The following is a 25,260-nucleotide window of genomic DNA, read 5'->3' on the forward strand; positions in this document are numbered from 1 at the left end:
AGTGAGCCTACCGACCAATAGATTGATTGTTTAATTCACTTAGTTTTACAAATCCTCTTCCAATTACATTTACGCTGGTATTGTTTAAAGTTGGCTCTATTCCTACTGGCAAAAATAATTGAACTCTTGCATTTGGACTTCTTTGCCCTGCAGTATACGAAAGTGTAATACTCTGATTGGTATTTTGAGTGATTTGATTTTGCGCTAAAGTTAGCTTTCCGCTCAATGCCATTGATTTGAAAGTAATGGTATACTTTTTTGTGGTTTTTCCATCTTGAGCAGTCACTTGTAAAATGTCGCCTTCGGCTATAACTCCCGTAGTCTTTGCCGTTCCATTACTAGCTATAAGTTGATAGTATTGTTTGGAGCCGTCTGTCGACGCAATTTCGCTGATTAACTCTTCAACGGTAGCTTGTGTACTCACTAAACCATAGTCTTCGGGCGTATCAACTGTAAAACTATAGGTGGTTCCAGTTACTAAAACCAATTGATTTTTGTTTATTTGAGCGATATGCGAACTTTTATCGCCATACGTAATGGCAGTAGTTGAGCTTGCAGGTTTTGCAAAAGCTGAATACGTAACTAAGTGCGCAAGTAAAACAAAGACTATCTGTTTATTCATTTCAATTTTATTTAATATCAACAGTTATTTCTTGTGCCTTTTGATCTCTAAAAACAGTCATCGTAGTTGTCTTTTTTGACGTAATTTTTAAACGTGCATCAAACAGGTCTTTAATGTTATTTATCTTTTGATCTGCGAAGGATAAAATAACATCATTTTCTTTCACCAATGGATAGAGTATACTTTTCAAATTGCTTTTGGTCACTAAAACTCCATTTTTATCGGGCATTCCTGTTGCCGATTGCTCTGCTAAGGTTTGTAGGTTTTTAACTTTTAAATTGAAAAAATCAACTTCTTTATCTTCTTCAATTTTCAAGTTGACCAGTGTTGGTATGGCTACTTTCTTAGCTAGTTTTTTTAAACGTGGAGAAACCACTCCAAAATTCATGTCAATAGATTTTATTCCTAAGCTTAAAGCTGGAGATGTAGCTTTTAAAGCAAAATTACCATTAGCTGCATCTGTAAATAAAGCATCACCATAGGTAGAATTACCATCTGTTTTTTGCAAACGAGCTTTATCCAATGATGCTTGATCTGGAAAGAAATTATAATCGATACGCGTTCCCCAATCTGAAACTCGGATAGGTTGATATGCAGAGCCAACAATATTGTGTTCAAATTGATCATGGCTATTCTTAAACCACACATGTGGATGAAAAGAATTATTGATCATAATGTTGTTTTCGACCACTCTATTAAAGCCTTCACGCAATTTGATACCACCGTTTAAGCACACATTATTTTTAATAATGTAGTTCGATGATCCATCGTCTAAATCTATATCCCACCCATTATCACATCTAAATCGGTTATTGAATAAGGTGGTGGGTTCAATCGCATCTAATAAAATTAACTCAGGATGGCTTTTTACTAAGCTATCCATGGTTTCACGTTTAGGATGCCAAAATCGATCTCTACCCCAAGAGTTAAATGCACCATGATCGCCAGTTTCTAAAACGGTATTAAATACATCGTTGTACGCAATATAATGCCCACCCCATGTACCTTCGTTGCAATTAATCCCAGCTCTTGGTACATCATAAATGGTATTGTGTATCACTTCAATATTTCTCGACATAGAGATTTGCACACCTGCAGTTTGCTTTTCTACTTCTCCAATTTGATGGATAAGGTTATCTGAAATCTTACAAAATCGTGGATAATTATCTCCCTTTGGACCTTTAATTCGATCTATATCTTTTAACGCTACAAAATCTTGGTATTTAAAACTTGGTGAACGTACTACAGCAGGATCGCCAACAAATGAAATTCCACTTGCCCCTACATTTTTTAGATGACAACCCGATACGGTATTGTATTGATTAAATTTACTAAACAGTATTGCATTCCCTCCTAGAAACTGTAAATCACAATTTGTGATGTTAAGATGTGCCGTATGTTCGGCAAATATTGCAGCGCCTCTGTGCATCGTCCAATCGCTTCGTAGTAAAGGTTCGTTGGTTTTCATGAACGTACGTAGCGTATGCGTTAAGGTTAAGCCCTCAATCGTAATGTATTCCACAGGTGTATCAACTGTTCCATTAAACGTAATTAAGCTTTCTAATTGAGGTGCTTGGATCAATGCAGTTGATACATTCAATCCTTTTTCAGGAATGAGATACAATTGATGGGTTTGATTATCGTAATACCATTCATTTTCATGGTCTAACTCTTCCCTCACATTTTCTACAAATCTGTATTTAGCATGCATAGCCGATGGTCTATTGTTTTGCCACCCTCCTTCTGTTATCAATTTGCCCGAATTATCTTTTCCTGTTACCTTATAACTTAAATCTCCCCAAAGGCTATTGTGCATGGCATGAATAAATGCACCTGCAGGGTTTTTCCATTTGGCAATTCTTTCAGGAGCAATGGCATCAGCGGCAGCTCCACCATATGGAAGTACACCATCCGTATAATTTGGATAGCGAGCCATTACCATCCGTTTACCATTGATAAAGAGTTGATCAAATTTTAGATTAGCATCTTTTACAGTCGCATAATAAACACCGTTTTCTCCTACTTTCCAATCTAGTTTAAGAACCTTAGCACTACTTAAAACTGGAATTTCTTTCGCATAGGCCTTAATGGTTAAGGGGCCATTCTTTTTACGACTATCAATTGCGGTAAAGGTTAAGGGTTTTGATAGGTAGTAATTCCCACCACGCACAAATATCACCGATTGCTCAGGATATTTTCTAGCCATTGCTATTGCTTTCTGTATGCTCGCAAATGGTTTCGCTAGTGTACCAGGATTTGTATCATTGCCATTTACAGCAACATAAAAATCTTTTGCATGAGCAGTACATGAAGTCGCTACAAAAAGCAACGTATAAATTATTTTTCTCATCGATTGCTATACCCTTGCTCTTTTTGCTTTTCTAACAGCGATTTCAATTCTTTAACAATTTCTGGATATTTAGTATACAGGTTGGTTGTTTCACGTTCGTCTTTTTCCATATCGTACAACTGCCCATCAGGATCTTCTGGTTTACCTGTTTTCATAGACCAGCCACCGCTTCCTTTACCATCAATAAATTTCCATTTTCCTTTTCTTATAGCAAACATCCCATCAATAGAATGATGAATAATGCTTTCTCTAGCAGGTTTATTATCCCCCATTAATGCAGGTTGTAAATTAAAACTATCGGGTCCAGCACCTGCTGGAAGTTTTTGATTCGTAATCCCTGCAAAGGTTGCCATTAAATCGGTAAGACATGTAATTTGCGGAATAGTTCGGTTGGCTTTAACCGCAGCTGGCCATCGTACAATTAATGGAACATGATGTCCACCCTCCCAAATATCAGATTTATCTCCTCTAAAAATATAATTTGCACGATGTAAAGGGTATTCCTTCTCATCACCAGGTTTCCAATCGGCACCATTATCTGATGTAAAAATAACTAGGGTATTTTTCGCAATACCTAAGCTATCTAATGTTTTTAAAATCCGACCAACTGCATCGTCGGTGTGTTGCACAAAATCTCCATAAATACCAGCTTTAGACGTGTTTTTAAATTTATCGGAAGGTAACCACGGTGTATGCGGACTAGTTAAAGGAAGATAAAGGAAAAAAGGTTCTTTTTTTGCACTCGCTTTTACCACATAATCTTGTGCTTTAGCTATAAAAACATCGAGTGTTTTTTCAATTACAAAATCTTGTGATGCTGGACCAGCTCTCCAAAAAACACCTCTTGGCGAGTTTTGACCTTTAAACGGCACTAACGGTAAGCTGGTAGATTTTCCATTTTCTAAATAGGTATAAGGCGGCATATCTAAAGAAGCTGGAATGATATAGCTGTAATCAAAGCCATTTTGATTTGGGCCAGTTTTTAGTGGCACTTGGTAATTTACATTGCTTAAATCAGGTTTGTATTGATCTTCTCCAGGTGTAATTGCTTTTTTAGTCGCATCTAGTGGAGTCCAATCAAAGCCTAAATGCCATTTACCAATAATTGCAGTTTGATAGCCTGCCGCCTTTGCCAAACTAGCTACTGTATACCTACTTTCTTCTATAAGCGCTGGAGAATAACCATTTAACACTCCTTTTTTAAGGCTTGATCTAAACGCATATCTGCCTGTTAAAATTCCGTATCGGGTTGGCGTACACACTGCAGAGCCTGAATGTGCATTGGTAAAAACAGCACCTTCGTTAATTAAGCGATCTAAATTGGGTGTACTTACCTGCGCATCAGCATTTAATTTTTTGATATCACCATACCCCATGTCATCTGCCAAAATGTAGATTACATTAGGTTTTTGCTGATTACCTTGTGCTAAACAAGTAAAACTTGCCAGCATTAAAAATAAACCTACATAAAGCTGTCTTTTCATATTATTCTTCAGTTTTAAATCTACGGTCTTTTAGCCATAATAACCTGGCTGTAATTTGTGGTGAAGTGGCTACTTTCCTTGTTGAAAGCTCGATGTTGCCAACAGTTTCGTATTTCTCTGGTCTAATTGCTGCTAAATAAATGTATTCGTCTCTTACATAATTATCACCACCAGCATGACCTTTACCAGTAGTTCCATCAACATTACCAGCAAAACGGCCATCATGTATAGTACCTAATACCACATCAAAATAGGTATTGACCATTGCCATCATATCTGCTTTGGTTACACCATATTTTCCTGCGTCGTAGGCTAACCACATGCCTTCACTTTCATAAGCAAAATGATTGGTATCTTCAATTCTCGATACCAATGCATAGTCAAACTTCCAAGCCGTTGTACCCAATTGAGATTTGTAAAATTTTACATTTTGTTTAAACAAGTTGATGTTAATTGTAACTAACTCATCATACCCCTTTACTTTTTCTGGTGCATCGTTAAGTAATGTATGGCATTGCGATAAGAGAATTAGCCCATTGGTTAGCATAAATAACTGATTCCATGGAGCAGCTTCATTTGGTTTATACGCATTTGGAGCACCTGGGAAGTAAAACTTCTTATCTTTTCTTACAAAGTTGGGAAGTATCCAATTCTCAATGACAACATCTGCCTGTTTAACGTAGGTTAAAGCTCTTTCTTTATAGGTTAATCCAAAACCTTTTGGATCTCCGGTAGTTACTTTTTTATTCCAGAGAGCTGGATTTGATAAAATCAATTTAGCTCCATACAAAATATGTGCAAGTACACTCCCTTGTTCTACACCAGCACCTGCTGGAGAAACAGTAGCTTTTGAAGGTGGCCATACCGGTTCAATTTTCCCTGTCCATACCACTCTTTGTCCGCCATTGGTTGCAGGCGCTAAATCATTACGACCAGCTAATGCATTATCACAATAATAGATCATTCTATCTAAAATTTCTTGGTCGTTTGTTGCTTCATACATCAAGCCGCAAGCTTCTATAATTTTACCAGGATTGCCATATACATACACATTTCCATCAGCCAATGCTGGAGCTTTAACATCTCGTATGTGTGCTTTAAAAGCAGCGATTTCGTTTTTGGTAACCGCTCCTTTCAAATCTTCTACCACTAATTTAGCACCTAATGATGGCTTTTCAGTTTCTTGTACTCTATTTTCTTGAGCAAATGAAGATAGGCTCAGCAGCAATACGGTTAGTGTAAAAATTGGCTTTCGCATGGATGTAAATTAAAATTACTAAAACAAGGATATTTAAAAACAACGGTATTATAGTTCATTAAATAAGCATACTATTCTTCAATTTTAGCATACAACTTAACTATGTACTCAAATGGTTGAATATTTAGTTGATAAAGCTGAATTATTGATTTCTCAAAGCAACTATATTGGTTAGCACCTAATTAATCATTAAAAATGAAAAAGAAAACTATACTGCTTCTTAGCTTTCTATTGTTTGTTTTCAATCAAAACAAAGCACAGCAAATGCTAGTAGAGAATTTACAAGGTCCGATAACAGCCAATGAATTAACTGCCTTTAAGAAATTTGCTAAAGCTTTTGTGCCAGCTAAAAGCAATCTTGGCAATGCTTGGGTGTATGGCACTTCAGGTTCAGCTATGGAAGCTATCGGAGTTATGTATGAAGCTACTCATGATAATGAATTATTGGATATCCTAATTCAATTAGCTGATAAAGCATTACTCGCTCGAAACAATCCTGTTAATGGTCGTGTGTTATGGAATGGAAAGCGTGAGTTATGCTGGCCAAACAAGAGCAATACTGTTATTGATTCTCTTTATTCGGGTTCAGAGAATGGAGATATTGTCGCTCATATTGCGTATTGTGCCAAACTAATCATCAAAAATAAATCGCTTTGGAATACAAAAGTAACAACTGGCGATCCCAACCAATTTGGTGAAACTTATATTAAAAGAGCTAACACTTATCTAACAGAAATGGATAAAACTTTACAAACTTATATCATTCCTTATTTTGTACAAAAAGAAAGCTTAAAGTTTTATTGGCCAGATTTACCAGCTTGGAAAGCTATTGGTCCGAGATATGCTGGCGATGGCAATAAACCAATTCCGTGGAACCAGCAAGCGATGTTAACTGGTGGTTTTCAACGCATGGCGGAATGTTATGACTTATTAAATCAGCAACCTAAAAAAGTAGCACTATACGATCAGATTGTTAAAACCTCGGTTGATTGGTTTATCAGTCAGTTGGTACCCTACAAAAGTGCAGCTGGTTTTGATTGTTACAAATGGAGCTATCCTGTTAATGATTTCGCTGGAAAATATATAGAAGATGTGCCACATGCTGGATATGATGTTTTGGGTATCACTAGAAATTATACAAGAGCCGCGTATGCTATCCCTAAGAAAGTGATGGTAGGTTTGGCTAATACAGCACAGTATGTGATTTATAATGAAAAGGAAAAATCTTTTTCGGCAAGGGTAGATGGATTAAATGGCGCTAAACAATCTAGAAAAAGTATAGGCGCTTATTTCCTTTATCTTTCTGCTTTTAATCCAGAATTATACACTATTATAGCGAATGCCACTATAGAAAATGCTAAAACAAAAATGGAAGATTGTGCAATGATTTTGACATTAAAGCCTGAAAAATAAAAAAAGAGAGGCAGTTATGATTGCCTCTCTTCTTACTAGTAGTATCCTCTACTTTTATTTAAAGCCAAATAAAAACGGAAATATAAAGGTTACTATAATTGCCCATATTAAATAAACAGGTAAGTAATAGGCAATGGTTTTACCTACTGCGCTAATATTCACTTTTCTTTGAGCCGCTTTGTACAATTGGAACGTTACCAATAAAAGGTTAATTAAGATTAAGGCGTTACTTCCTAAAACTGCGGCTCTATTTGGTGTAACTCCCCATTGTACAATTCGGAATATAATAGCGGAGAACGCTACACCATTTACGATTATGGTTACGATGGAAAGTAAAAATAAAATCCAGATTTGGGTATTACTTTTACTGGATTGATTTGTTTCTGCAATAGAGAAGAAAATAAGCGCCATTACGCCAACTAAAAGTGCATTAAAAATGAGCAAGAACTCACGATCATTGTACGGGTTTTTAGCCGAATATATAATGGCTACTAGATACACCACCAACATTACTAAAACCAGTGGACTGAATAATTTAGCGATTACTGGCGAAATTTTACCTACTAACTGTGGATTGGTTTGAATAAGATAAGTGGCTACTAAAGGTGCAGCACAAGCGGCAAAAACTCCAATGTAATTAAAGTAAAATGTTTCTATATGCAATCCAATTAATAGAAATAGATTGATGGTAAGGGCTGTCATTATTCCGCCTGCAATACCAATTAAGCCTGTCATGACTACCAAATCGCCTAGGTATTTTAAAAAGCCAAGTCGTTTATTCTCGATGTTTCTATAATCCCCAACAAATGAAAAACAAAGTATTGAACCCAGAAACAATACCAAGTGAATACATGATAAAATCAAGGTATCGCTGGTTTTTACATGAGGTAAGTAGTTGATGAAGACTACACTCCCTAGGATTGCACATGCAATAAAAGCAATTTTACCACTAGCTAGTTTGTTTTTCCAAGCAAAGTAAGCTGTTAAAGCAGGAAAAACGATAAAACCAATATTTCTAGGATAGAAATAATCTTCGCTAATGTTTAGCAACGCTGGCAACTTTGCAATAAGACCTGCCACAAGGGAAGCAATAATTACAAATACCAATTCCTTACCTGTTCCCCAGTTAACGGCTTCACTTTCGTAATTCAGTCTTTCATCCCAAAAATCTGCTACCGTGTTTCCTTTAAGCTCTGGATACAATTCATTAAAGGATTGTTTAAACTGCGATTTATTAGTTCGATACAGTTTTTCGAGTTGTTTAGGATCGTTAATGTAGGTTACAATTTGATCTTTCATTGGAGTATAATTTGTTTTTATGGTAATGAAGCTATCATGAGCATTCCTATTTGTAAGCAGTCTGCTCATGATGGTTTCATTGGAGTATAATTTAAACTGTTAAATCTTAAAAATTAATTCCACAATGTGCCATTCAGGCCTAATACCGTACCTAACCAAAGTGAAATTATAAATCCTACGATGCTAATGATTACCGCTATTATTTTACTCCACCCACCTTGATAACCTAGTATATATTCCATAAAGTAAGTACCTAAACCACCTCCAGCTGCAACTAATGGCGTAATTAGTAAAGGTTTAATCATCCAAAATTGCCCCCATTCTGGTTTAGGGTTTTTAGTTGCTGTTATTAAAAATAAAATGATGGCTAAACCAATTCCTGCTCCTACCAGCATTCTAGTGATTAATGAACGTGTATCAATTGGTCGTGATGTAAAGTTGTTTTGAAGTGTCATGATGATTTGATGATATAAGTTATGAATAATTTTTTACTTGTTTTCTTAATTTTCTTTGGTGAAAACTCGTTCTCCACCGTTTCTTTTTACAATGAGCTGCCCTTTTTCAGCATTAAATTCAAAAGCGACTGCGTTGTTGCCTTCTATCTTAAATTTATCTTGTGCAGTTGCTACCAATGGTGCAGCAGCTTGTCCTCCTGGGGGTTGTATGTAAAGTGTTGCTCCGTTTCTGGTCACAGTGAATTTCACAGGTGCAGCAGTAGTCGAGTAAACACCAACATATGTATCTAGGATTGTTGTACTTACTACCATCGATTCGAAGGTTGGAATCTCTACCGATCTATTGTAATAAATGTCCATGCTTGTTTTTAGGATATCTCCTACAGGATGTACTTTTGCATTTGTGGTATAAGCGACTGCTAGTTTTTCTTCAGGTTGATACATGAGCCAAGCGCCGTAATTATCACCACCTCCAGTGTGACCGTAAAAAGTTTTCTCTGCAAATTGAAAAGGTTCCATACCTGATCCATCCTCATCTTTCATCGTTTTCATGATGTCTAAATGTTCTTTAGTGATGAGTTTCAACTCGAACAAAGCATGAATAAATTTGACCATGTCGTTTGGTGTCGAAATAATTGAGCCGCCACCGAAGAGAATGCTTGGATGTGTTTCGGCATCTTGTTTCCAACCATCGCTATATTTATACGTAAGGCTTTCATTTTTATTTACGTCGATGTTTCCTGTTGCAACATAGGTATCGTTAAGGGCTAGCTTTGTTGCGATGTTAGTTTTCAGCACTTCAGCATAAGTTTTCCCTGTTAGTTTTTCTATGATTAAGCCTAATAGTGCATAGCCAGAATTGCTATACGCATGTTTTGTACCAGGTTCGAAATCAGATTTGCCTTTAGCAATAATGTCGACTAATTCATTTTTAGTAATGGAAGTTGTTTTAGTCTGAGGACGCAAATTTGGATCTATCAATGCGTCGTGAATTCCGCTATGGTGCGCTAAAATTTGAGCGATAGTAATTTTATCAGCATTAGCAATTTGTGGGAAGAACTTTGCAAGTGGATCTGTGAGTTTTAATTTGCCTTTCTCCACTAATTGAAAAATCAATACAGCTGTGTACATTTTAGTAACGGAAGCAATTCGGTATCTGTTAGCAGCAGTAAGTAGCGTCTTTTTGGTTTCATTAATCTGACTGTAACCGATAGAACGTGTGTAAACTACTTTGCCATCTTTAGCAATCACTAGTGTACCCATTGCTTTATTCTTTTCAGCTAGCTTGTCAAAATACTGATCTAGCTTTGCTGTGTTATTCGTTTGTGCGTAGCTGGTGTTGCCAAGTGCTAGCATGAATAGGCTTAGGGTTATTAATTTTATGTTCATCATTAGGATGATTTGGTTAGTTACTATTATTTTGCACAAAAGTACTTTGTACTACAAAGTTAAGTAAAAGCACTTTGTATTTCAAAGCAAATTGAAAAATAAATTAAATTTATTTCTAATTTATGCGTTGAATGCTATTTAAATGCAGTTTTTATTAAAGGTGACATACTTGCATTTAGTATACCTCATGATGTGATAACAGCTAATGTAGTTTTAAGTGCACTACTTCCAACAGTTGAGATTGAATCATAATTAACTTAAAGTTAATTTTAGAGGATAGCTGTTGCTCTATTTTCTATTTTTTAAGACTGCTTTTACAGGGTATTAACAAGGTCATAACAGGGTAGTAACAGGGTCGTTATTAGGTCAAAGACCTTGTTAACTATTAGTTAACTACTAGTAAGTAATTTTTTATATCATCAGTAATTCACTACCCGTCTTTGCGAAGGAGGTTCTTCACCGACTGTGGCAATCTCATTGTTGTTTTACTGATTTATTGGAGTAAATTGGTTCTAGATATCTGTTTTCATAATCGTCAGCATAGCTTAAAAATAAGATTAATATAGCACAAACGTTTGTAATCTATAAATATACCCTATTAGTTTCCACTTAAATCCGCAATTGCTTGTTCGTTTAATCGTTTGTTATACACTTTTAGGTCTGAAATTAAGTTGTACACTTCGTTTTTGGTATCTCCTACTTCATTTAAAGGAAACACCAAAGTTTGCATGCGACTTATTTTATCTTTTGTGTTTGGAAAACTTAGTTTTTTATCTTCCATTTTATGTGCTAATTTTCCATCTACATATAACCAAGTGCCTTTTTCATTTCCTGTAAGCACAATTTTATAGGTTTTATCTGGTTCAAATACAAAATCGAAAAGATCAATATAGTTCTCTCTACTGAAACCTAATTTTAATCCGTCATTATGTAAAAGGAATACTCGGGCATTTTCGGAGGTAAATAAAGTGATATCATTTTTGCTTCCAATAGTTGGCTGCATGGTGAAGGCAACAGAATACGGATAGCCGATTTCTTTTATGGGTAAGTGAATTGATTTTGTTGTTGTAGTACGCAACTCATTTTTTAGCACTAGCGAATCGGTTGTGGTAGACTTCACCATCGCTCGCATATTTAATCCAGGCCCCTCGCCTATTTTAGTGCTGTTTTTAGCAAAGTCATCCCAGTTAGCTAACGTTGTTTTTCCTGTCCACATTTTTTCTGCTAACACTTGTAGCGCTGGGAAAACCCGTTGATGCACATCTTTCATGGTAATGCCATTACCCACATGGTCGTTCCATACGGCAAACATGCCCCCTCTTATTTTTGGATGCCCCATTGGGAAAACTACATTTCCGATTTGATTAGGTTCCCAACTTTGATATAGCCGTTTTACATTGAGAAAATCGTAATAATAACCGGCAGCAGGCACAATGTATAACCATCCATCTGGTGTACTAATTTGGTCGTAGCCCAAGCGCACCATTTCTTTAGGTTCTGCGTAGCCGTTGTACCATGCATTCATCGTTACTCCTTTTACAGTTACAGGTGTTTGACCTTGTGCATGGGTTAACGCACCCCATAGGCGTACTTTTTTACCAAAGCTTTGTACAAAACGGATATAATGGTCAGTAAATGCTCTAAAGCCTTCGGCTTCTTTTTTGGCATATTCATCGGTACCGATATGCACTTCTGGATCTACAAATACAGGATCCTTACCGCCTATGTATTCTTTAAACACATAGTCTATAATCTCATAAGTTTTAGGGTTATTGATATCCAAATGATCCATTCCGTACGCTTTGCTGCCTATTTCTGGAAACGCTTTAGTAAATGCCAATGCGTGTGCAGGCACGTCAATCTCAGGTATAATACGTATACCGTATAATTTGGCAGTTTGTTGCAGTTCTTTAAATGCTGCTTTGGTGTAATGTCCGTCTGTAGCTGTTAATTGAGGATAGGTAGTACTTTCTAACCTAAAGGCAGAATAGGTTTTGCTCCAATCGCCATCAAAAAACTGTTTAAATCCATTATCGTTTAAATGAATGTGGAAATCGCCCATTTTGTAATAGGCCATCATTTTTACGTAGTGTTTTAGAAAGTCGAGCGTAAAAAATTTACGACCTACATCGAGTACTAAACCCCTCACTTCATACTTCGGGTAATCGTGTGTTTTACCTTTAACAATTTGAACATGTGTAGGATCTTGCTCTAGGAGTTGTAAAATGGTTCTCGTTGCCCAAAAAGTCCCTTTATAATAGGGTGCTTTGATATGCACGGTTTGATCAATATCGATGGTATAGCCTTCATCACCCAAGTTTTTTTCTGTAGGATTTAAACTTAAAACGATGTCTCCAGGTTTTGCTTTACCACTAGCAATGCTTAAGCCAGTATAACCAGTAAGCTGTTTTAGGTCTTTTAAAAAGATTTCGGCTGCTGGCTGCAACACTTTTTTAGCTGTTGGGTTAACGATAATTCTACTGGTTTTAAGTAAGTTGAAATGACCACTTCCACCCTTCCATTCTTGCAAAGCAGGAATTACAAAGGGTTGTTTGTTTATACCCGACTGCGGACGAAATTGTCCTGTTACTTGTATGGTTTGTGGAAATTCGTAGGCCTTGTTGTTTTGTGTATTCTTTAACTTAAACACCAATTGTACTTCACAATCTGTTAAGGGTTGGTACACTTTTCCATCGGTATGTATAACTGGTTTTCTACTTGATCCATACAAAAAGAGTTGATATCCTGTTGGTGGTTTTGGAAGCACCAATTGTCGAGTATTCGGTGCCAGCTTACTAGGGAAAGATAATTGTGAAATTACTGCTTTAAAAGCTGCTGAATCAGCACCATCTAGTTTTTCTTCTTGTGCGTACGCATTGTTGAATTGAATACTTAACAGGGCAAGTCCGATGATGAACAGTTTATTTTTTAAAGACATGATGTTTGGTTAGTGATGTTTTGATTAAGCGATTGCTCTAAACTAGACATATTTGAAGTAAAGGAAGAGTTTAATGCTACACAAACGTTTGAAATGGTATGCTGTAATGTAGCTCATAAAAAAGAATGCTTTTCGTCAAACGTTCCATTAACTTTAGTTGTTATTTTAGAGTGTTTATTCTTATCTGATGGATTATATTGATTACTATAAAGTTTTAGGCATTAACAAGAATGCAACTGCTGATGAAATTAAAAAGGCATATAGAAAACTTGCCCGACAGCACCATCCTGACTTAAATCCTAATAATGCACAGACTGAAAAGCTATTTCAGCAAATTAATGAGGCAAATGAAGTATTGAGCGATCCTGAGAAGAGGAAAAAATACGATCAGTATGGAAATGATTGGAAACATGCAGATCAATTTGAGGAAGCCCGTAAGCAGCAACAAACATCTGGACGCAATGGAGGTGGAAATCCGTTTGGTGCGGGCGGCAATCCTTTTGGAGGCGGATCTTTTACTGGGGATGATGGTGATTTCTCAGATTTCTTTTCTTCCATGTTTGGCAATCGTGGTGGTGGTGGCAGACAAGCCAAATTTAGAGGACAGGATTTCCGTGCATCAGTTCAGTTGAATTTATCAGAAGTATACGAAACTCATAAAAAAACTTTTACGATCAATGGAAAAAATATCCGGATTACGGTACCTGCCGGGATTGAAAATGGACAAGAGATAAAGATTGCAGGTTACGGTGGACCTGGTTCTAACGGTGGACCTAACGGTGATTTATATCTTTCTTTTGAAATTAAAAATGATACTTCATTTATCCGTAAGGGAAATGATTTGTATAAAGATGTTACTATAAATCTCTATAAAGCGGTGCTAGGTGGCGAGGAAATGATCGATACGTTATCTGGAAAGGTAAAAATGAAAATTACTCCGGAAACTCAGAATGGTACTAAAGTGCGTTTAAAGGGAAAAGGGTTTCCTGTGTATAAAAAGGAAGGTTCTTTTGGTGATCTCTACCTTAGCTATCATATAGATATACCAACTCAACTTACAACGAAAGAAAAAGAATTATTTGAGCAGTTAGCTAAAGAGCGTTCCTGATTTACAACTCAATAAGATTACATGCAATGAAAAATAGTCTAGAAAAAGCAGAAAAAATAGCAGTTGAAGATTATTGCGTTTACTATAGCATTGAAACAAAATTTGTACACCAATTGAATGAACATGGTTTGATTGAGCTCAGTCGCTCGGGTGAAAAATTGTTTATTAGCTATGAACAGTTACCTGATTTAGAAAAGTATATGCGCTTGCATTATGATTTAGAGATTAATATGGCAGGTATAGAAACCATTCGTCATCTGTTAAATCGGATGCAAGAGTTGCAACAAGCACTAAAAAATCTGCAGGGTTAATTCATAGCTTCCTTAATAAGGGATGATGATTAATCTTTTTTTGTGGTTTGTTTTAATAACCAGCTTGAGATATCATTTGCTGCTTTATCGTTCTCGTATTTAGCAGGCAATCTTCCATTTACATATTCATTGTATAACCATGGATCGCCAACGGCTAACACTGTTCCTTTTCCGTATTTAACACTTACCATTACATTCTTTCCATCTATTGTTTTTAAGATAGGTTTGGCTGAATTACTAATTGCAATTGAAGATGCGTCTTTAATAAAAATGGTCTTTGCAGTTTTTAGAATAGGATTATTTTCAATGTTTAATTCTCCATCTGCAAAATGCTGATCGTCTATAACGTGAAGGATCAAATCTTTATTAAAGGTGAAACCGAATTTAGTGGTTAATAGATTTAAGTGCTCTAAATCGGCATTCACTTCGTCGTTTGCCATGATTAACAACACACCACCTTCTTTTACCCATTTTGCAATTGCTGTTGCTTCTGTTTCTGTTACATAATTAGGTTTCGGGTTATCTTTTAAATTATCTGGATCTACAATGATAAAAATGTCAGTTCCTTTTAATTTAGCTTCAGTTGGTGCTGTACTTAAAGTTTTTAGTTCTTTTGCTCCATTTCTTTTAAAGGCTTCGCCGAAAATTGAAAAACCTGATGATGCTTTTTCATCCCATAGGTAATGAAAACTAATCCTATTCCCTATTTTGTCTTCTTTTGTTTCTTGATTGTAGTAATTATCTAAGGTAACGGTTTGTGCATTTGCTTTTAATCCGACGAAGATGATAAGGGTTATGATCCAGGTTTTTGAAATGTTGCGTATCATGATATAGGGTTGTTTTATTTAACAAATATATAATTTCAAATTGCTGTTTAGTATTGCTTTTTATCAATGTCATCAACTGTTTACACGTTAAGTTGATAGGTTCTCTTGGTTAGCAGTTAACTACTCGTCTTTGCGAAGCTGATTTCATCAGCTATAGCAATCTCATTAATGCTTTGTTTGGTAAAGTTCAGCGTACTTGCTTTTCTCGGCTCTGAATAGGCGAAGATCAAATTACTTTTCCTTAATTGTTATAAAGATGCCAGCGCATAGGCTTGCCTCGGTTCGCCGCCACCGAAGGGGCTCTAAACTTTTTCTTGATAAAAAGTTTAACAAAAATCAAGTCAGGAACGATGCTTCCACGCTCTAGGCTCACGCATGGCCCGCCGTTCCTGTCGGCCCTACGCTCTTTGAGACAGTATGAAATGAATGATTAGTGCTAAAAAACCAAGAATGCTCTTAGAAGACGACATATTTAAGTCTAATTACAAAGCCAAACAGTAAATTAATTACCTATTCTTCGTTTTTCTTCATCGTTACTTTGTTCGATTTTTTTGTTGCTGAATTTTTTACCTGAGCTAAAGGTGTAATTTAAGGAGAAGTTGATGGTTCTAGTTTGTCTCTTTTGATAAAAATCTATGCTAGTTCCTAAATATTCGGTATAGCTCTTTTCTCTTGCTGTGTTAAAGATGTCGGCAAAATAGGTACGGACTTGTAGCTTTTTATTAAATAGACGCTTGGTAAGTCCAGCATCGATGTTAAATTGATCTGAGGATTTTGTGTTGGCATTTACAGAAGGTGAACGGTAATAACCGTATACATCTAAATCAACAATATTTTTAATCGTCACGGTATGTTGAAGGGAGGCAAAAAAAGTAGATTGCGAAATTTGGTAGCTATCTAAATTATACCTCAAATTATATCCTGCCAAGGACGTATTCATTGTCCACCACTTAAAGAATTTAATCGGTGCATAGATCGAAAAACCGTATTCTTTACTGCTGCTAAAATTGCGATTTTGGTATTCGATTACATTGCCTGCGCCTGGTTGGGCCAATTGCGCCACTCGATCTGTGGTAACTGAATAATATACATCTGCAGCAACCTCTTTCCAAAAATAACTTCCCACTTCAAATTTATGAGTGTATTCTGGAGTAAGGTCTGGGTTTCCTATTTGAGCAAGGTAATCATCGAACTGCAAACGATATGGGTTTAAATCTGCAAAAGAAGGTCGTTGTAATCTCCTTGAATAACTAAAATAAATGGCACTTCCTTTTTCTTCATCTAACTTTTGGTTTACAAATACAGAAGGGAAAAGTCCGAGATAGTTTCGCGTAAACTGCTTATTCAATGTAATTGAATTTCCATTCATGTGCGTATGTTCTGCTCTTAACCCTGCTTTAATGCTCAGTTTTTTCCAACTCTTTTCAATAGAGCCATACGCCATGGAAAGATCTTCTTTATAGATGAACTGATTACTGAGGTTGGTATTTAATACCCATGTGCCTCCACTGTAATTTTCGTTAATTACTTCATTATCTCGTGTGGTGGACGCAAACTTTAAACCCGCCTTTATAGAAATTTGTTGCTTTAATACTTTTGTATAATCGGTTTGAAGACTATACACGTTCGTAGTATTTGGGGTATTATTGCGGTAGGTAGAATTTTTTGAAGGTACATCGTATACCGAAGAAAAATTATTTACTTCCTTTCTTTTACTGTAGATGTAATCACCTATCACTTTAAAACTTGAGCCTAAGCTATCGAGTTTCAATACATAATTTATAGTAGTTCCGCTAAGAATAGGTCTTCTGAACCATTCTGATCTTGCTGTGCCCGAAAGTGGCTGAGCACCGACAAAGTTATTGTAGGTATTGAAATACTGGTTTAATCGGGTACCGGTTTGCACGGTTTGAATGCCAATGGATTGATTTTTACCTAAGTCGTAGCCTGCGCTAAATTGATATTTAGCAGCATTATTGTTATTGTAACGATCTGTATTGCTCGAATAAGAATCCTGATTATGGTAAGTCACTTTGTTTGTGGCTATGGATTCGCTCTTTTCATTTCCAGCTGATACACTACCAAAGAGATATAAATTTTTCACTTTGTAATTAAGTGATAGTCCAGCACCATAGCCAAAACGATTTTCAATTTTACGGTATTGGGTATTCACACTTCCCACCAATCCGTCACTTCTTGATTTTTTAAGAATGATATGGATAATTCCTCCAGATCCTGATGCTTCAAACTCTGATGGTGGACTAGAAATGATCTCAATTTTGCTGATATCTTCTGATTTTATCGTACGCAGGTAATCTGCAAGATCATTTCCCGACATGCGTTGAACCACATCGTTAATCATGACCATTACAGATTGATTTCCTCTTATTTTAATGCTGCCATTGTTATCCACCCAAATCCCTGGCGACCGTTGTAATACTTCAAGTCCATTGTTTCCATTTGCCAAGAAACTTCCTTCAACGTTTACAATATAACGATCTGTTTTTCTTTCCATTAAGGGTTTGGTTCCTGTTACATTTACAGTTTTAAGTGCTAGCTGATCATCGCCTAGTACAATTTGCTTTGCAGCAAGTGTATCTGGATAGGTAAAATCAATTTCCTTTGATTTAAATCCAACCGATGTGATTTTTAAACGGTAGGTATAATTTGGTAAAAAGTTAAATGCCAATTGATAATTCCCGGTTTCGTTACTAATGCTACCTCCTAACAGTACATTATCATCAAATAATCCTATAGAGGCAAATGGAACTCCTTTTCCTTTAAGATCTACTATTTTACCATTTAATGCTGTTTTATACATTGACTTTTCTTTACCTAATTGATTTCTACTGCCAATTGCAATTAGTCTGTTAGTAATCATCTGATGATACAACTTTTGTTCGGGCAGTATTTTTGTCAACACTTCATTAACCGACATATTAGTCACATTTAACGACACTCTCATGGTATCTGAAACCACATCGTCACTATAAATGAAACTATATCTGCTCTGCTCTTCGATTTGTTTAAAAAGCAAACCAATAAATTGTTTATTAAGGTTAAGGCTCACTACTCGATCTTGAGCACAAAGCAGAATTGGCAAACTAAGCGCAATAAGTACTAGTATTATTTTCCTCATCTTCTTAATCTTTAATAATTACCAGCTTGTTGCTAATGGTATAGGTTAATGGATAAGAAAGTTTTAGTGCATCTAAAACCTGTTTAATGGTTTCTGTGGTAAATGTTCCACTAAATCGACGCTCTTTTAAGTGTGCACTTTGGATCTCAATTTTCAATTCATATTTCTTTTCCAACTGTATAACCAAATCTTTTAGTTTCTCCTTACGGAAAATCAATGTATCAGAGGTCCATTTGGTTTCATTGAGTAAGGCTATGGTATTAATTGGTTCTATAGTGAATTTTGATGTGCCATTCACCACAGCATTAGGGATGGTCAGTTTTTGATTGGGTTTAAGCAACACAATATTTTTGGAATCTTTTTCATGACTTACTTGAATTAAACCTCTAATTAAAGCTACCTGAATATAGGATTTATCGGTATACGCATTTACATTAAACGCTGTACCTTTTACTTCGATAGTGATATTTCCAGCATGGATAAATAAGGGAATCGCTGAGTTTTTCACGACATCAAAATACGCTTCTCCTTTAAGGGAAATTTCACGTTTTTCTTTCCCAAATGAACTATTGTAACTTAGGACAGAGTTTTTATTTAACCAGATTTTTGTACCATCAGCTAGTAATTTGAAAGATTTAGTGGTGGTCGTACTGATGGTTTCACTCTCCTGCTGATTACGTTTTTGTAAGGTATAAACAAGTATGGTAGATGCTAATACTACAATAAGTACTGCGGCAATTTTAATAATAGTGGTATTGAATTTATGTTTTGGTGTTGTATAATCAAATGTTCCTTCTAAATTTTCTTCTTCGGCTTTAGCAATCATAGCCCAAGTAGCCCTTAATTTATCTGTTTTTGAGTTTCTTGTTTTCCTTTGATTAAAATACTTCGTGAGCTTTTCTGCTAGTTGCTTATATTCATCATTAGTGTGAATTGCTATAATTAAAAGCTCATTTTCCTCCAAGGAAATATCATTGCTTAGCTTTTTGGATAACAAGAATAGGAACTTATCTTTTTTCATCATTTAATTTTGTTTCTTCATCCTTTTCAGAAATAAAGCTGTTATTAATTTAGCTTCTATAGTATAAGGACACCTGAGTTTTAATTTATACCTATCTGCTTACTAAAAGAATAAAGACGTGATTAAGGAAAGCTTTTGTGTTTTGGTCATTTTTTTCCGTGGATCATACCCTAAATAACCACTAATCGCTTCTGCAAGGGTGATGATGGCTTTATGCAATTGATTTTCTACGGTCCTAATAGAAATACCCATTATTTCGGCCACTTCATGACGTTTCATGCCTTGTTCCTTAATCAGTTTAAATATCATTCGACGTTGATCTGGTAATTTAGCTACGATTAAGTCTAAGATCCTTGAAAGTTCCTTTTCTTCGGTGAGGCTAGTTTGATATAGCGAAACTATATCCAAAGGTTGTTCATCTGAGGAAATAGCAACCAATTGGCTTTTTCTATGAGTAGATCTGAGCCAATTTAAGCTGGCATTTTTAATCGATATAAAGAGATAAACTTCGGGATTGATGATGTTAGAGAGCATAGCCCGTTTAACCCATAACTTTACAAAAAGCTCAGAAGTAATTTCTTCAGCACTTTCTAGTTGTTTTACATATTGAAGTGCAAATGCCAATAATTTATCGTGGTACCGCAAAAAAAGCTCATCAAATGCATGTGTATTTCCACATTGAATTTCCTTAAATAACACAATAAGGTGGTCTTTTTTCTCGGGCATTAATGAGGTTTTTATATAGCTGATGGATTGGTTTTACTAAAAGACACAAAAAATCAAAGTTGTACTCACTCAAAGGTAAAATTTAAGAGCAATTTATTAAGAGGGAGATCGTTGTTTGCTTCTTTTTGTTATTGCAGGACTTTTTTCAAGGAAAAAACATCATTGTAGAGCAAATGTAGGGGTAGCATCAGGTCGGTATGCAACAATAAGCTTATAAATTCGAAGACCTTGAAACCATTAGGTCGTAGCTAGCTAAACCGAATATAATATGCGTACTAAACAATCATTTCTTTCAGTAACCATTATGCTATTTATCCTTTTTTTAGGATGTAAGAAAGCAGAATCAAAAGTTGAACTTCTCGATACGGCTGTTAAAAAGTTTAATGTAATCGCTTTTTATAACGGCACTTGGGATGCTGCCCATATCAACTTTGTTAAAGAAGCTAATGAGTGGTTTCCGAAAATAGCCGAGGAAAATGGATTCACGTATACATCAACCAACGATTGGAGTAAACTGAATGAGACTTTCCTTTCTAACTATCAAGTAGTTCTTTTTCTTGATGATTCTCCGCCAAAAGACAGACAAGCCGCTTTCCAAGCTTACATGGATAAAGGGGGTGCATGGATGGGATTCCATGTGTGTGCATTCAATACAGATCCATCAAAATGGGATTGGTATTATAACAAATTTTTAGGTGTTGGCAGTTTTAAAAACAATACTTGGTTTCCTACAACAGCAGTGCTGAAGTGTGAAGATCAAAAACATCCGTCTACTTTACGACTTCCTGAAACATTTACTTCTTCTGTGAGTGAATGGTATAGTTGGAACAAGGACTTACGTCAAAATCCAGATATAAAAATACTTTGTGCTGTACATGAAAGCAGCTTCCCTTTAGGTACAGATCCTAAACAAAGCTGGTACAGTGGGTATTATCCTATTGTTTGGACCAACAAAAATTACAAAATGCTGTATGCAAATTTTGGGCACAATGCAATGGATTACAAAGCGAACATTGGTAAGTCATCTACTTTTGGAAGTGAAATTCAGAATAAGTTCATCATCGACGGCTTATTATGGCTTGGAAGAGGGAAAATAGTTAACTAATGAAAAAAATTGTCATATCCCTAATCTATGTGCTTACAGTTTGTAGCGCAATAAATGCAATAGCTCAAGACCCAAAGCCGAAGTTTAAAGTTTTTGCACTTGCTGAAGTTGGCGGTGCCCATCGCTTGTTTGATGATGCTGCAAAATCTTGGCTGAAAAAACTTGCCGAAGAAAACAATTTCACAATCGATTATGCAAGTGATACAAAAAAGATTAATAAAGAATTTTTAAAGCAATACCAACTCTTTATCCAATTAGATTATCCTCCTTATCCATGGGAGAAAGAAGCACAAGAAGCGTTTGAAGATTACATAGAAAATGGAAAAGGGGGTTGGATCGGTTTTCATCATCCTACTCTTTTAGGCGTGTTTGATAATTATCCAATGTGGCAGTGGTACTCCAATTTTATGGGTGGAATAGAATTTAAACGGCACATACCGGGTGGTACATCTGCTACACTTACAGTAGAAAATCAAAATCATCCAGTAATGAAAGGTGTTTATTCATCCTTTACCACAAGAGACGAATGGTATATTTATAACAAAAGTCCTCGTTCTAATGTGCGTGTACTAGCCAGTATAGATGAATCTACGTATAATCCTATCAAAAATGTTAAAATGGGAGATCATCCAGTAATATGGACGAATGAACACGTTAAAGCAAAAAATGTTTACATCGCCATGGGGCATTTTCCAGAGCTCATGGAGGATAAGAACTTTATTAACTTATTTCGCAATGCGATTTTCTGGACTATGAAACGTTAAGTAACATGTATGTTAATACTTGACAACATTGCATTTTTTTTCTAAGCAACTTATTTTTTATATAAAAATGTTAGTTAAATTACGGCTTAATCAAGCTGTTTAGATTCGCTCACTAATCATTAATGAAAAAAAACCTTTTAGTATTTCTAATTTGTAATGCCTTTATCAGCACTTTATTTGCGCAGCCAAAGCTTGGTACACCTGCTATTAAAAATTATACAACAGCTGATTATAATGCTGGAAGCGGGATATGGGATATTAAACAAGACCGAAATGGAATTTTGTATTTTGCCAATAATGATGGGCTAGTCACCTTTGATGGTAGTTATTGGAAAACCTATGTCCTACCTAATAAAAGCGCTATCAAATCGCTTGCAATAGATCCCTCGGGAAAAATATATGTTGGTGGACAAGATGAGATTGGTTATTTTTTTCCTAATGAGTTCGGTACTTTAAAGTTTCATTCCCTAAAGCATCTTATGCCACAAAGTGCCAGACAGTTTGCGGACATTTGGGACATTGTGTTTTATAAAAATGAAGTTTTTTTTAGAACTATAGAATGTATTTTTGAACTCAAGGATAACAAAATTTATACATTTGATGCACCAGGAGGTTGGATTGATTTAAATGCTGTTGGTTCTCAATTATTCGCCTCAGATAAAGATGCTGGATTTTCAATTTTCAAAGATTCCAAATGGCAACCGTATAATCCTGGTCAAAAAGCAGGTCAGCTAAAAACCTCTACACTTAAAATTACAGGAATTACACCTTTCGGAAAAAATTCATTATTAATTACTAGCCGAAAACATGGGCTTTTTTTAATGACGCCTACCGTGTTTAAGAAAATGACCACAGCTGCAGATGGCATTTTTAATACCGATCTAATTAATGCCACTGTAAAAATAGCTGAGAATAGGTTTGCTATTTGTACAACTTCTAATGGACTGCTTATCATTAATGCACAGGGCAAATTGCTTGAGCAGTTTTCTAACAAGCATGGCCTGCAAAACAACAATATTAACAGCATCCTGCTTGATAATAATAAAAATTTATGGTTAGGATTAGAAAATGGAATAGATTTCATTAATTATAACACCTCTATCAAACACATTTACCCAAGCAGAGAAAATCATGTAAAAGGTAATGCTGTAGCTATATTTGACAACAGATTATATATAGGAACTTCTAGCAGTTTATACAGTGCTCCTATTAACAATCAGCAAAAGGACATTAGTACAGGTACAGGTTTATTTACGGAAGTAAAAAATACAAAAGGTTCAGTACTCAGCTTAGCGAACATAAATAATCATTTACTGATGGGGCATACGGATGGCGTGATGTCTGTTGCTGGCAATGAAGCCAAATTAATCACCAATGGTCCTGGTGCCGCAATGGTGATGGGCTTAACACCTTCTACTGATGTTATTGCTGGTACATATACAGGTTTTCAACTCTTAAAGTATATAAATGGTGGTTTTGTAAATAATGGAAGGATCAATGGAATTTATGAATCCTTAGGCAATTTAGCTCGAGATAATCAGGATAATATATGGGCTACACACCCACATCGAGGAATTTTTAAAGCCAAATTGTCTGCAGATAGAAAAAACATCTCGACTTTTAATGTTTATACGCAAAAAGATGGTTTGCCATCTATTTTAAATAATCATGTCTATTTTATAAAGAAAAAGCTCATTGCCGCTACAGAGAGCGGTGTATACGAATACGATATAAAGCAGAATAAATTTAAACCCTCTGCTTTCTTCAAACCTATATTCGGCAATAATTCTGTTGAGCATTTAACAGAAGATAGTGAAGGAAATTTATGGTTTGTTAGCAATCAGCACGTTGGTGTTGTAGATTTTAACACTACAAAAGGTCAATTTAAAATGATTTATTTCCCTGAACTTACAGGGCAAACGGTTAAAGGGGATGCACATATTTTTCCTTTCGATATGGAAAACATCTTTATCGGCTCTAATGATGGAGTTTTTCATCTTAATTACAATCAATATGTATCCTCAGAAAGCAAGCTTAACGTATTACTTACCTCAGTTAAAGCAATTGGCGAAAAAGACAGTGTGATTTTTGGTGGTTATTTCATGAATAATAATCAGATTTCTGCTACACAGGATTTAAAAAACATTGCAAGTCTTTCAAAGAACCTTAACTCTTTTCATTTTGAATATTCTTCAACTCTTTTCGCTCAAAAAGGCAATGAGGAGTTTTCTTATAAGCTCATCGGCTTCGACAATGACTGGTCAAAGTGGTCTGTAAAAACTGAGAAAGACTATACCAATCTTCCAGCTGGTAAATATACTTTCTCGGTAAAAGTTCGTAATAATTTAGGGAATGCTTCTACACCTGTAAACTATACTTTTGTAGTAGAACCAGCTTGGTACCAAACTATTTGGGCTTTCTTATTTTACGTTCTTATCTTGGCTTATGGTGTTTATTACATCGTTAAAGAACAGCGCAAAAGGTTTCAAATTCACCAACAAAAGCACGAAGAAGAGCAAAAAAGACTAAGCTATTTACATGGACTTGAATTGGATCGCAATGAGAAAGAAATCGTTACTTTAAAAAATAACAACCTTGAAACGGAACTAAATTATAAGAACAAAGAGCTTGCAACGCTTACCATGCATCTGGTAGATCGCGGTAAACTATTGCTCAATATTAAAGAAGAATTGATGACGCTGATCCATAAATTAAATATTCCAGATCCAGCTTATCAGTTCCGTAGTGTTTTTAAATTATTAAGTGATACGGATAAGAATGAGGAAGATTGGGATCACTTTGCCATATATTTTGATCAGGTATATAACAACTACTTGTCAACCATGAAAACTAAGTTTCCCAATTTAAGTTCTACAGACCTAAAACTATGCGCTTACTTGAGACTGAACCTTTCTTCAAAAGAAACCGCTCAACTGCTTAACATTTCCCTAAAAGGAGTTGAAATTAGTCGGTATCGCTTGCGTAAAAAATTACAGCTAGCAAGAGAAGTTAATCTGTATGATTTTTTAATTGAAGTTACTAAATAGGATT

General features: G+C 35.6%; 18 protein-coding genes. 6 read left to right on the forward strand and 12 right to left on the reverse strand.

Annotated elements, in window-relative coordinates; all coding sequences use genetic code 11:
* Nucleotides 1-7: 7 nt before the first annotated feature.
* From ACHMWN_RS14535 to ACHMWN_RS14550, 4 genes are read right to left on the reverse strand one after another with little or no spacing between them, the layout of a single operon-like run.
* On the reverse strand, nucleotides 8-622 hold the full coding sequence (locus ACHMWN_RS14535) for a hypothetical protein (protein ID WP_397302484.1): 615 nt from the start codon (nucleotides 620-622) through the stop codon (nucleotides 8-10).
* 7 nt (nucleotides 623-629) lie between these two features.
* Nucleotides 630-2,972 (reverse strand): DUF1565 domain-containing protein, encoded by a 2,343-nt coding sequence (locus tag ACHMWN_RS14540; RefSeq protein WP_397302485.1) that lies wholly within the window; start codon nucleotides 2,970-2,972, stop codon nucleotides 630-632.
* A complete protein-coding gene (locus ACHMWN_RS14545; RefSeq protein WP_397302487.1) occupies nucleotides 2,969-4,456 on the reverse strand; it encodes an arylsulfatase in 1,488 nt (495 codons plus the stop codon). Before ACHMWN_RS14545 ends, ACHMWN_RS14540 begins: the two co-directional genes overlap by 4 nt.
* Nucleotide 4,457: 1 nt before the next feature.
* Complete coding sequence (locus tag ACHMWN_RS14550) at nucleotides 4,458-5,714, reverse strand: alpha-1,2-mannosidase (protein ID WP_397302489.1); 1,257 nt, start codon at nucleotides 5,712-5,714, stop codon at nucleotides 4,458-4,460.
* A gap of 195 nt (nucleotides 5,715-5,909) precedes the next feature.
* Between ACHMWN_RS14550 and ACHMWN_RS14555 the strand changes: the two genes are divergently transcribed.
* Nucleotides 5,910-7,127, forward strand: a complete 1,218-nt coding sequence (locus ACHMWN_RS14555) for a hypothetical protein (protein ID WP_397302490.1) — start codon at nucleotides 5,910-5,912, stop codon at nucleotides 7,125-7,127.
* A 54-nt stretch (nucleotides 7,128-7,181) separates the two neighbouring features.
* Here ACHMWN_RS14555 and ACHMWN_RS14560 read toward each other — a convergent pair whose 3' ends face one another.
* From ACHMWN_RS14560 to ACHMWN_RS14575, 4 genes are all read right to left on the reverse strand, one after another.
* A complete protein-coding gene (locus tag ACHMWN_RS14560; RefSeq protein WP_397302493.1) occupies nucleotides 7,182-8,495 on the reverse strand; it encodes a hypothetical protein in 1,314 nt (437 codons plus the stop codon).
* Nucleotides 8,496-8,539: 44 nt separating this feature from the next.
* On the reverse strand, nucleotides 8,540-8,881 hold the full coding sequence (locus ACHMWN_RS14565) for a hypothetical protein (protein WP_397302495.1): 342 nt from the start codon (nucleotides 8,879-8,881) through the stop codon (nucleotides 8,540-8,542).
* 45 nt (nucleotides 8,882-8,926) lie between these two features.
* Nucleotides 8,927-10,270, reverse strand: coding sequence for a serine hydrolase domain-containing protein (locus tag ACHMWN_RS14570; RefSeq protein ID WP_397302498.1), 1,344 nt, complete (start codon nucleotides 10,268-10,270; stop codon nucleotides 8,927-8,929).
* 598 nt (nucleotides 10,271-10,868) lie between these two features.
* Entirely contained in the window at nucleotides 10,869-13,208 is a 2,340-nt protein-coding gene (locus ACHMWN_RS14575; protein WP_397302500.1) for a family 20 glycosylhydrolase, read from the reverse strand.
* A 187-nt stretch (nucleotides 13,209-13,395) separates the two neighbouring features.
* Here ACHMWN_RS14575 and ACHMWN_RS14580 point away from each other — a divergent pair, with 187 nt between their 5' ends.
* Nucleotides 13,396-14,316 (forward strand): DnaJ C-terminal domain-containing protein, encoded by a 921-nt coding sequence (locus ACHMWN_RS14580; protein WP_397302502.1) that lies wholly within the window; start codon nucleotides 13,396-13,398, stop codon nucleotides 14,314-14,316.
* A 26-nt stretch (nucleotides 14,317-14,342) separates the two neighbouring features.
* Nucleotides 14,343-14,627 (forward strand): chaperone modulator CbpM, encoded by a 285-nt coding sequence (locus ACHMWN_RS14585; RefSeq protein WP_397302505.1) that lies wholly within the window; start codon nucleotides 14,343-14,345, stop codon nucleotides 14,625-14,627.
* A gap of 29 nt (nucleotides 14,628-14,656) precedes the next feature.
* Here ACHMWN_RS14585 and ACHMWN_RS14590 read toward each other — a convergent pair whose 3' ends face one another.
* The 4 genes from ACHMWN_RS14590 to ACHMWN_RS14605 all read right to left on the reverse strand — a co-directional run bounded on the left by ACHMWN_RS14590 (nucleotide 14,657) and on the right by ACHMWN_RS14605 (nucleotide 20,340).
* Nucleotides 14,657-15,454, reverse strand: coding sequence for a hypothetical protein (locus ACHMWN_RS14590; protein ID WP_397302508.1), 798 nt, complete (start codon nucleotides 15,452-15,454; stop codon nucleotides 14,657-14,659).
* 502 nt (nucleotides 15,455-15,956) lie between these two features.
* On the reverse strand, nucleotides 15,957-18,593 hold the full coding sequence (locus ACHMWN_RS14595) for a TonB-dependent receptor domain-containing protein (protein WP_397302511.1): 2,637 nt from the start codon (nucleotides 18,591-18,593) through the stop codon (nucleotides 15,957-15,959).
* Between the two features lie 4 nt (nucleotides 18,594-18,597).
* On the reverse strand, nucleotides 18,598-19,614 hold the full coding sequence (locus ACHMWN_RS14600; protein WP_397302514.1) for a FecR family protein: 1,017 nt from the start codon (nucleotides 19,612-19,614) through the stop codon (nucleotides 18,598-18,600).
* A gap of 102 nt (nucleotides 19,615-19,716) precedes the next feature.
* Nucleotides 19,717-20,340 (reverse strand): RNA polymerase sigma-70 factor, encoded by a 624-nt coding sequence (locus tag ACHMWN_RS14605; RefSeq protein ID WP_397302517.1) that lies wholly within the window; start codon nucleotides 20,338-20,340, stop codon nucleotides 19,717-19,719.
* A gap of 268 nt (nucleotides 20,341-20,608) precedes the next feature.
* On the opposite strand from ACHMWN_RS14605, the gene ACHMWN_RS14610 reads away from it, so the two are divergent.
* The 3 genes from ACHMWN_RS14610 (at nucleotide 20,609) to ACHMWN_RS14620 (ending at nucleotide 25,256) form a co-directional block, all read left to right on the forward strand.
* Nucleotides 20,609-21,445, forward strand: coding sequence for a ThuA domain-containing protein (locus ACHMWN_RS14610; protein WP_397302520.1), 837 nt, complete (start codon nucleotides 20,609-20,611; stop codon nucleotides 21,443-21,445).
* Nucleotides 21,445-22,209 (forward strand): ThuA domain-containing protein, encoded by a 765-nt coding sequence (locus tag ACHMWN_RS14615; RefSeq protein WP_397302522.1) that lies wholly within the window; start codon nucleotides 21,445-21,447, stop codon nucleotides 22,207-22,209. The genes ACHMWN_RS14610 and ACHMWN_RS14615 overlap by 1 nt, the downstream gene beginning before the upstream one ends.
* Before the next feature lie 122 nt (nucleotides 22,210-22,331).
* Nucleotides 22,332-25,256: a two-component regulator propeller domain-containing protein gene (locus tag ACHMWN_RS14620; RefSeq protein ID WP_397302525.1), complete on the forward strand. Its 2,925-nt coding sequence runs from the start codon at nucleotides 22,332-22,334 to the stop codon at nucleotides 25,254-25,256.
* Nucleotides 25,257-25,260: the final 4 nt, after the last annotated feature.

The sequence above is a fragment of the Pedobacter sp. UC225_61 genome (assembly GCF_044452285.1).
Lineage (GTDB): Bacteria > Bacteroidota > Bacteroidia > Sphingobacteriales > Sphingobacteriaceae > Pedobacter.

Bases quoted from the DNA above. Each gene is read 5' to 3' on its own strand.
- ACHMWN_RS14550 (WP_397302489.1), bottom strand. From the start codon at position 5,714: ATGCGAAAGCCAATTTTTACACTAACCGTATTGCTGCTGAGCCTATCT.
- ACHMWN_RS14605 (WP_397302517.1), bottom strand. From the start codon at position 20,340: ATGCCCGAGAAAAAAGACCACCTTATTGTGTTATTTAAGGAAATTCAA.
- ACHMWN_RS14545 (WP_397302487.1), bottom strand. From the start codon at position 4,456: ATGAAAAGACAGCTTTATGTAGGTTTATTTTTAATGCTGGCAAGTTTT.
- ACHMWN_RS14590 (WP_397302508.1), bottom strand. From the start codon at position 15,454: ATGATACGCAACATTTCAAAAACCTGGATCATAACCCTTATCATCTTC.
- ACHMWN_RS14580 (WP_397302502.1), top strand. From the start codon at position 13,396: ATGGATTATATTGATTACTATAAAGTTTTAGGCATTAACAAGAATGCA.
- ACHMWN_RS14575 (WP_397302500.1), bottom strand. From the start codon at position 13,208: ATGTCTTTAAAAAATAAACTGTTCATCATCGGACTTGCCCTGTTAAGT.
- ACHMWN_RS14540 (WP_397302485.1), bottom strand. From the start codon at position 2,972: ATGAGAAAAATAATTTATACGTTGCTTTTTGTAGCGACTTCATGTACT.
- ACHMWN_RS14570 (WP_397302498.1), bottom strand. From the start codon at position 10,270: ATGAACATAAAATTAATAACCCTAAGCCTATTCATGCTAGCACTTGGC.
- ACHMWN_RS14565 (WP_397302495.1), bottom strand. From the start codon at position 8,881: ATGACACTTCAAAACAACTTTACATCACGACCAATTGATACACGTTCA.
- ACHMWN_RS14555 (WP_397302490.1), top strand. From the start codon at position 5,910: ATGAAAAAGAAAACTATACTGCTTCTTAGCTTTCTATTGTTTGTTTTC.
- ACHMWN_RS14610 (WP_397302520.1), top strand. From the start codon at position 20,609: ATGCGTACTAAACAATCATTTCTTTCAGTAACCATTATGCTATTTATC.
- ACHMWN_RS14595 (WP_397302511.1), bottom strand. From the start codon at position 18,593: ATGAGGAAAATAATACTAGTACTTATTGCGCTTAGTTTGCCAATTCTG.
- ACHMWN_RS14535 (WP_397302484.1), bottom strand. From the start codon at position 622: ATGAATAAACAGATAGTCTTTGTTTTACTTGCGCACTTAGTTACGTAT.
- ACHMWN_RS14560 (WP_397302493.1), bottom strand. From the start codon at position 8,495: ATGAGCAGACTGCTTACAAATAGGAATGCTCATGATAGCTTCATTACC.
- ACHMWN_RS14620 (WP_397302525.1), top strand. From the start codon at position 22,332: ATGAAAAAAAACCTTTTAGTATTTCTAATTTGTAATGCCTTTATCAGC.
- ACHMWN_RS14600 (WP_397302514.1), bottom strand. From the start codon at position 19,614: ATGAAAAAAGATAAGTTCCTATTCTTGTTATCCAAAAAGCTAAGCAAT.
- ACHMWN_RS14615 (WP_397302522.1), top strand. From the start codon at position 21,445: ATGAAAAAAATTGTCATATCCCTAATCTATGTGCTTACAGTTTGTAGC.
- ACHMWN_RS14585 (WP_397302505.1), top strand. From the start codon at position 14,343: ATGAAAAATAGTCTAGAAAAAGCAGAAAAAATAGCAGTTGAAGATTAT.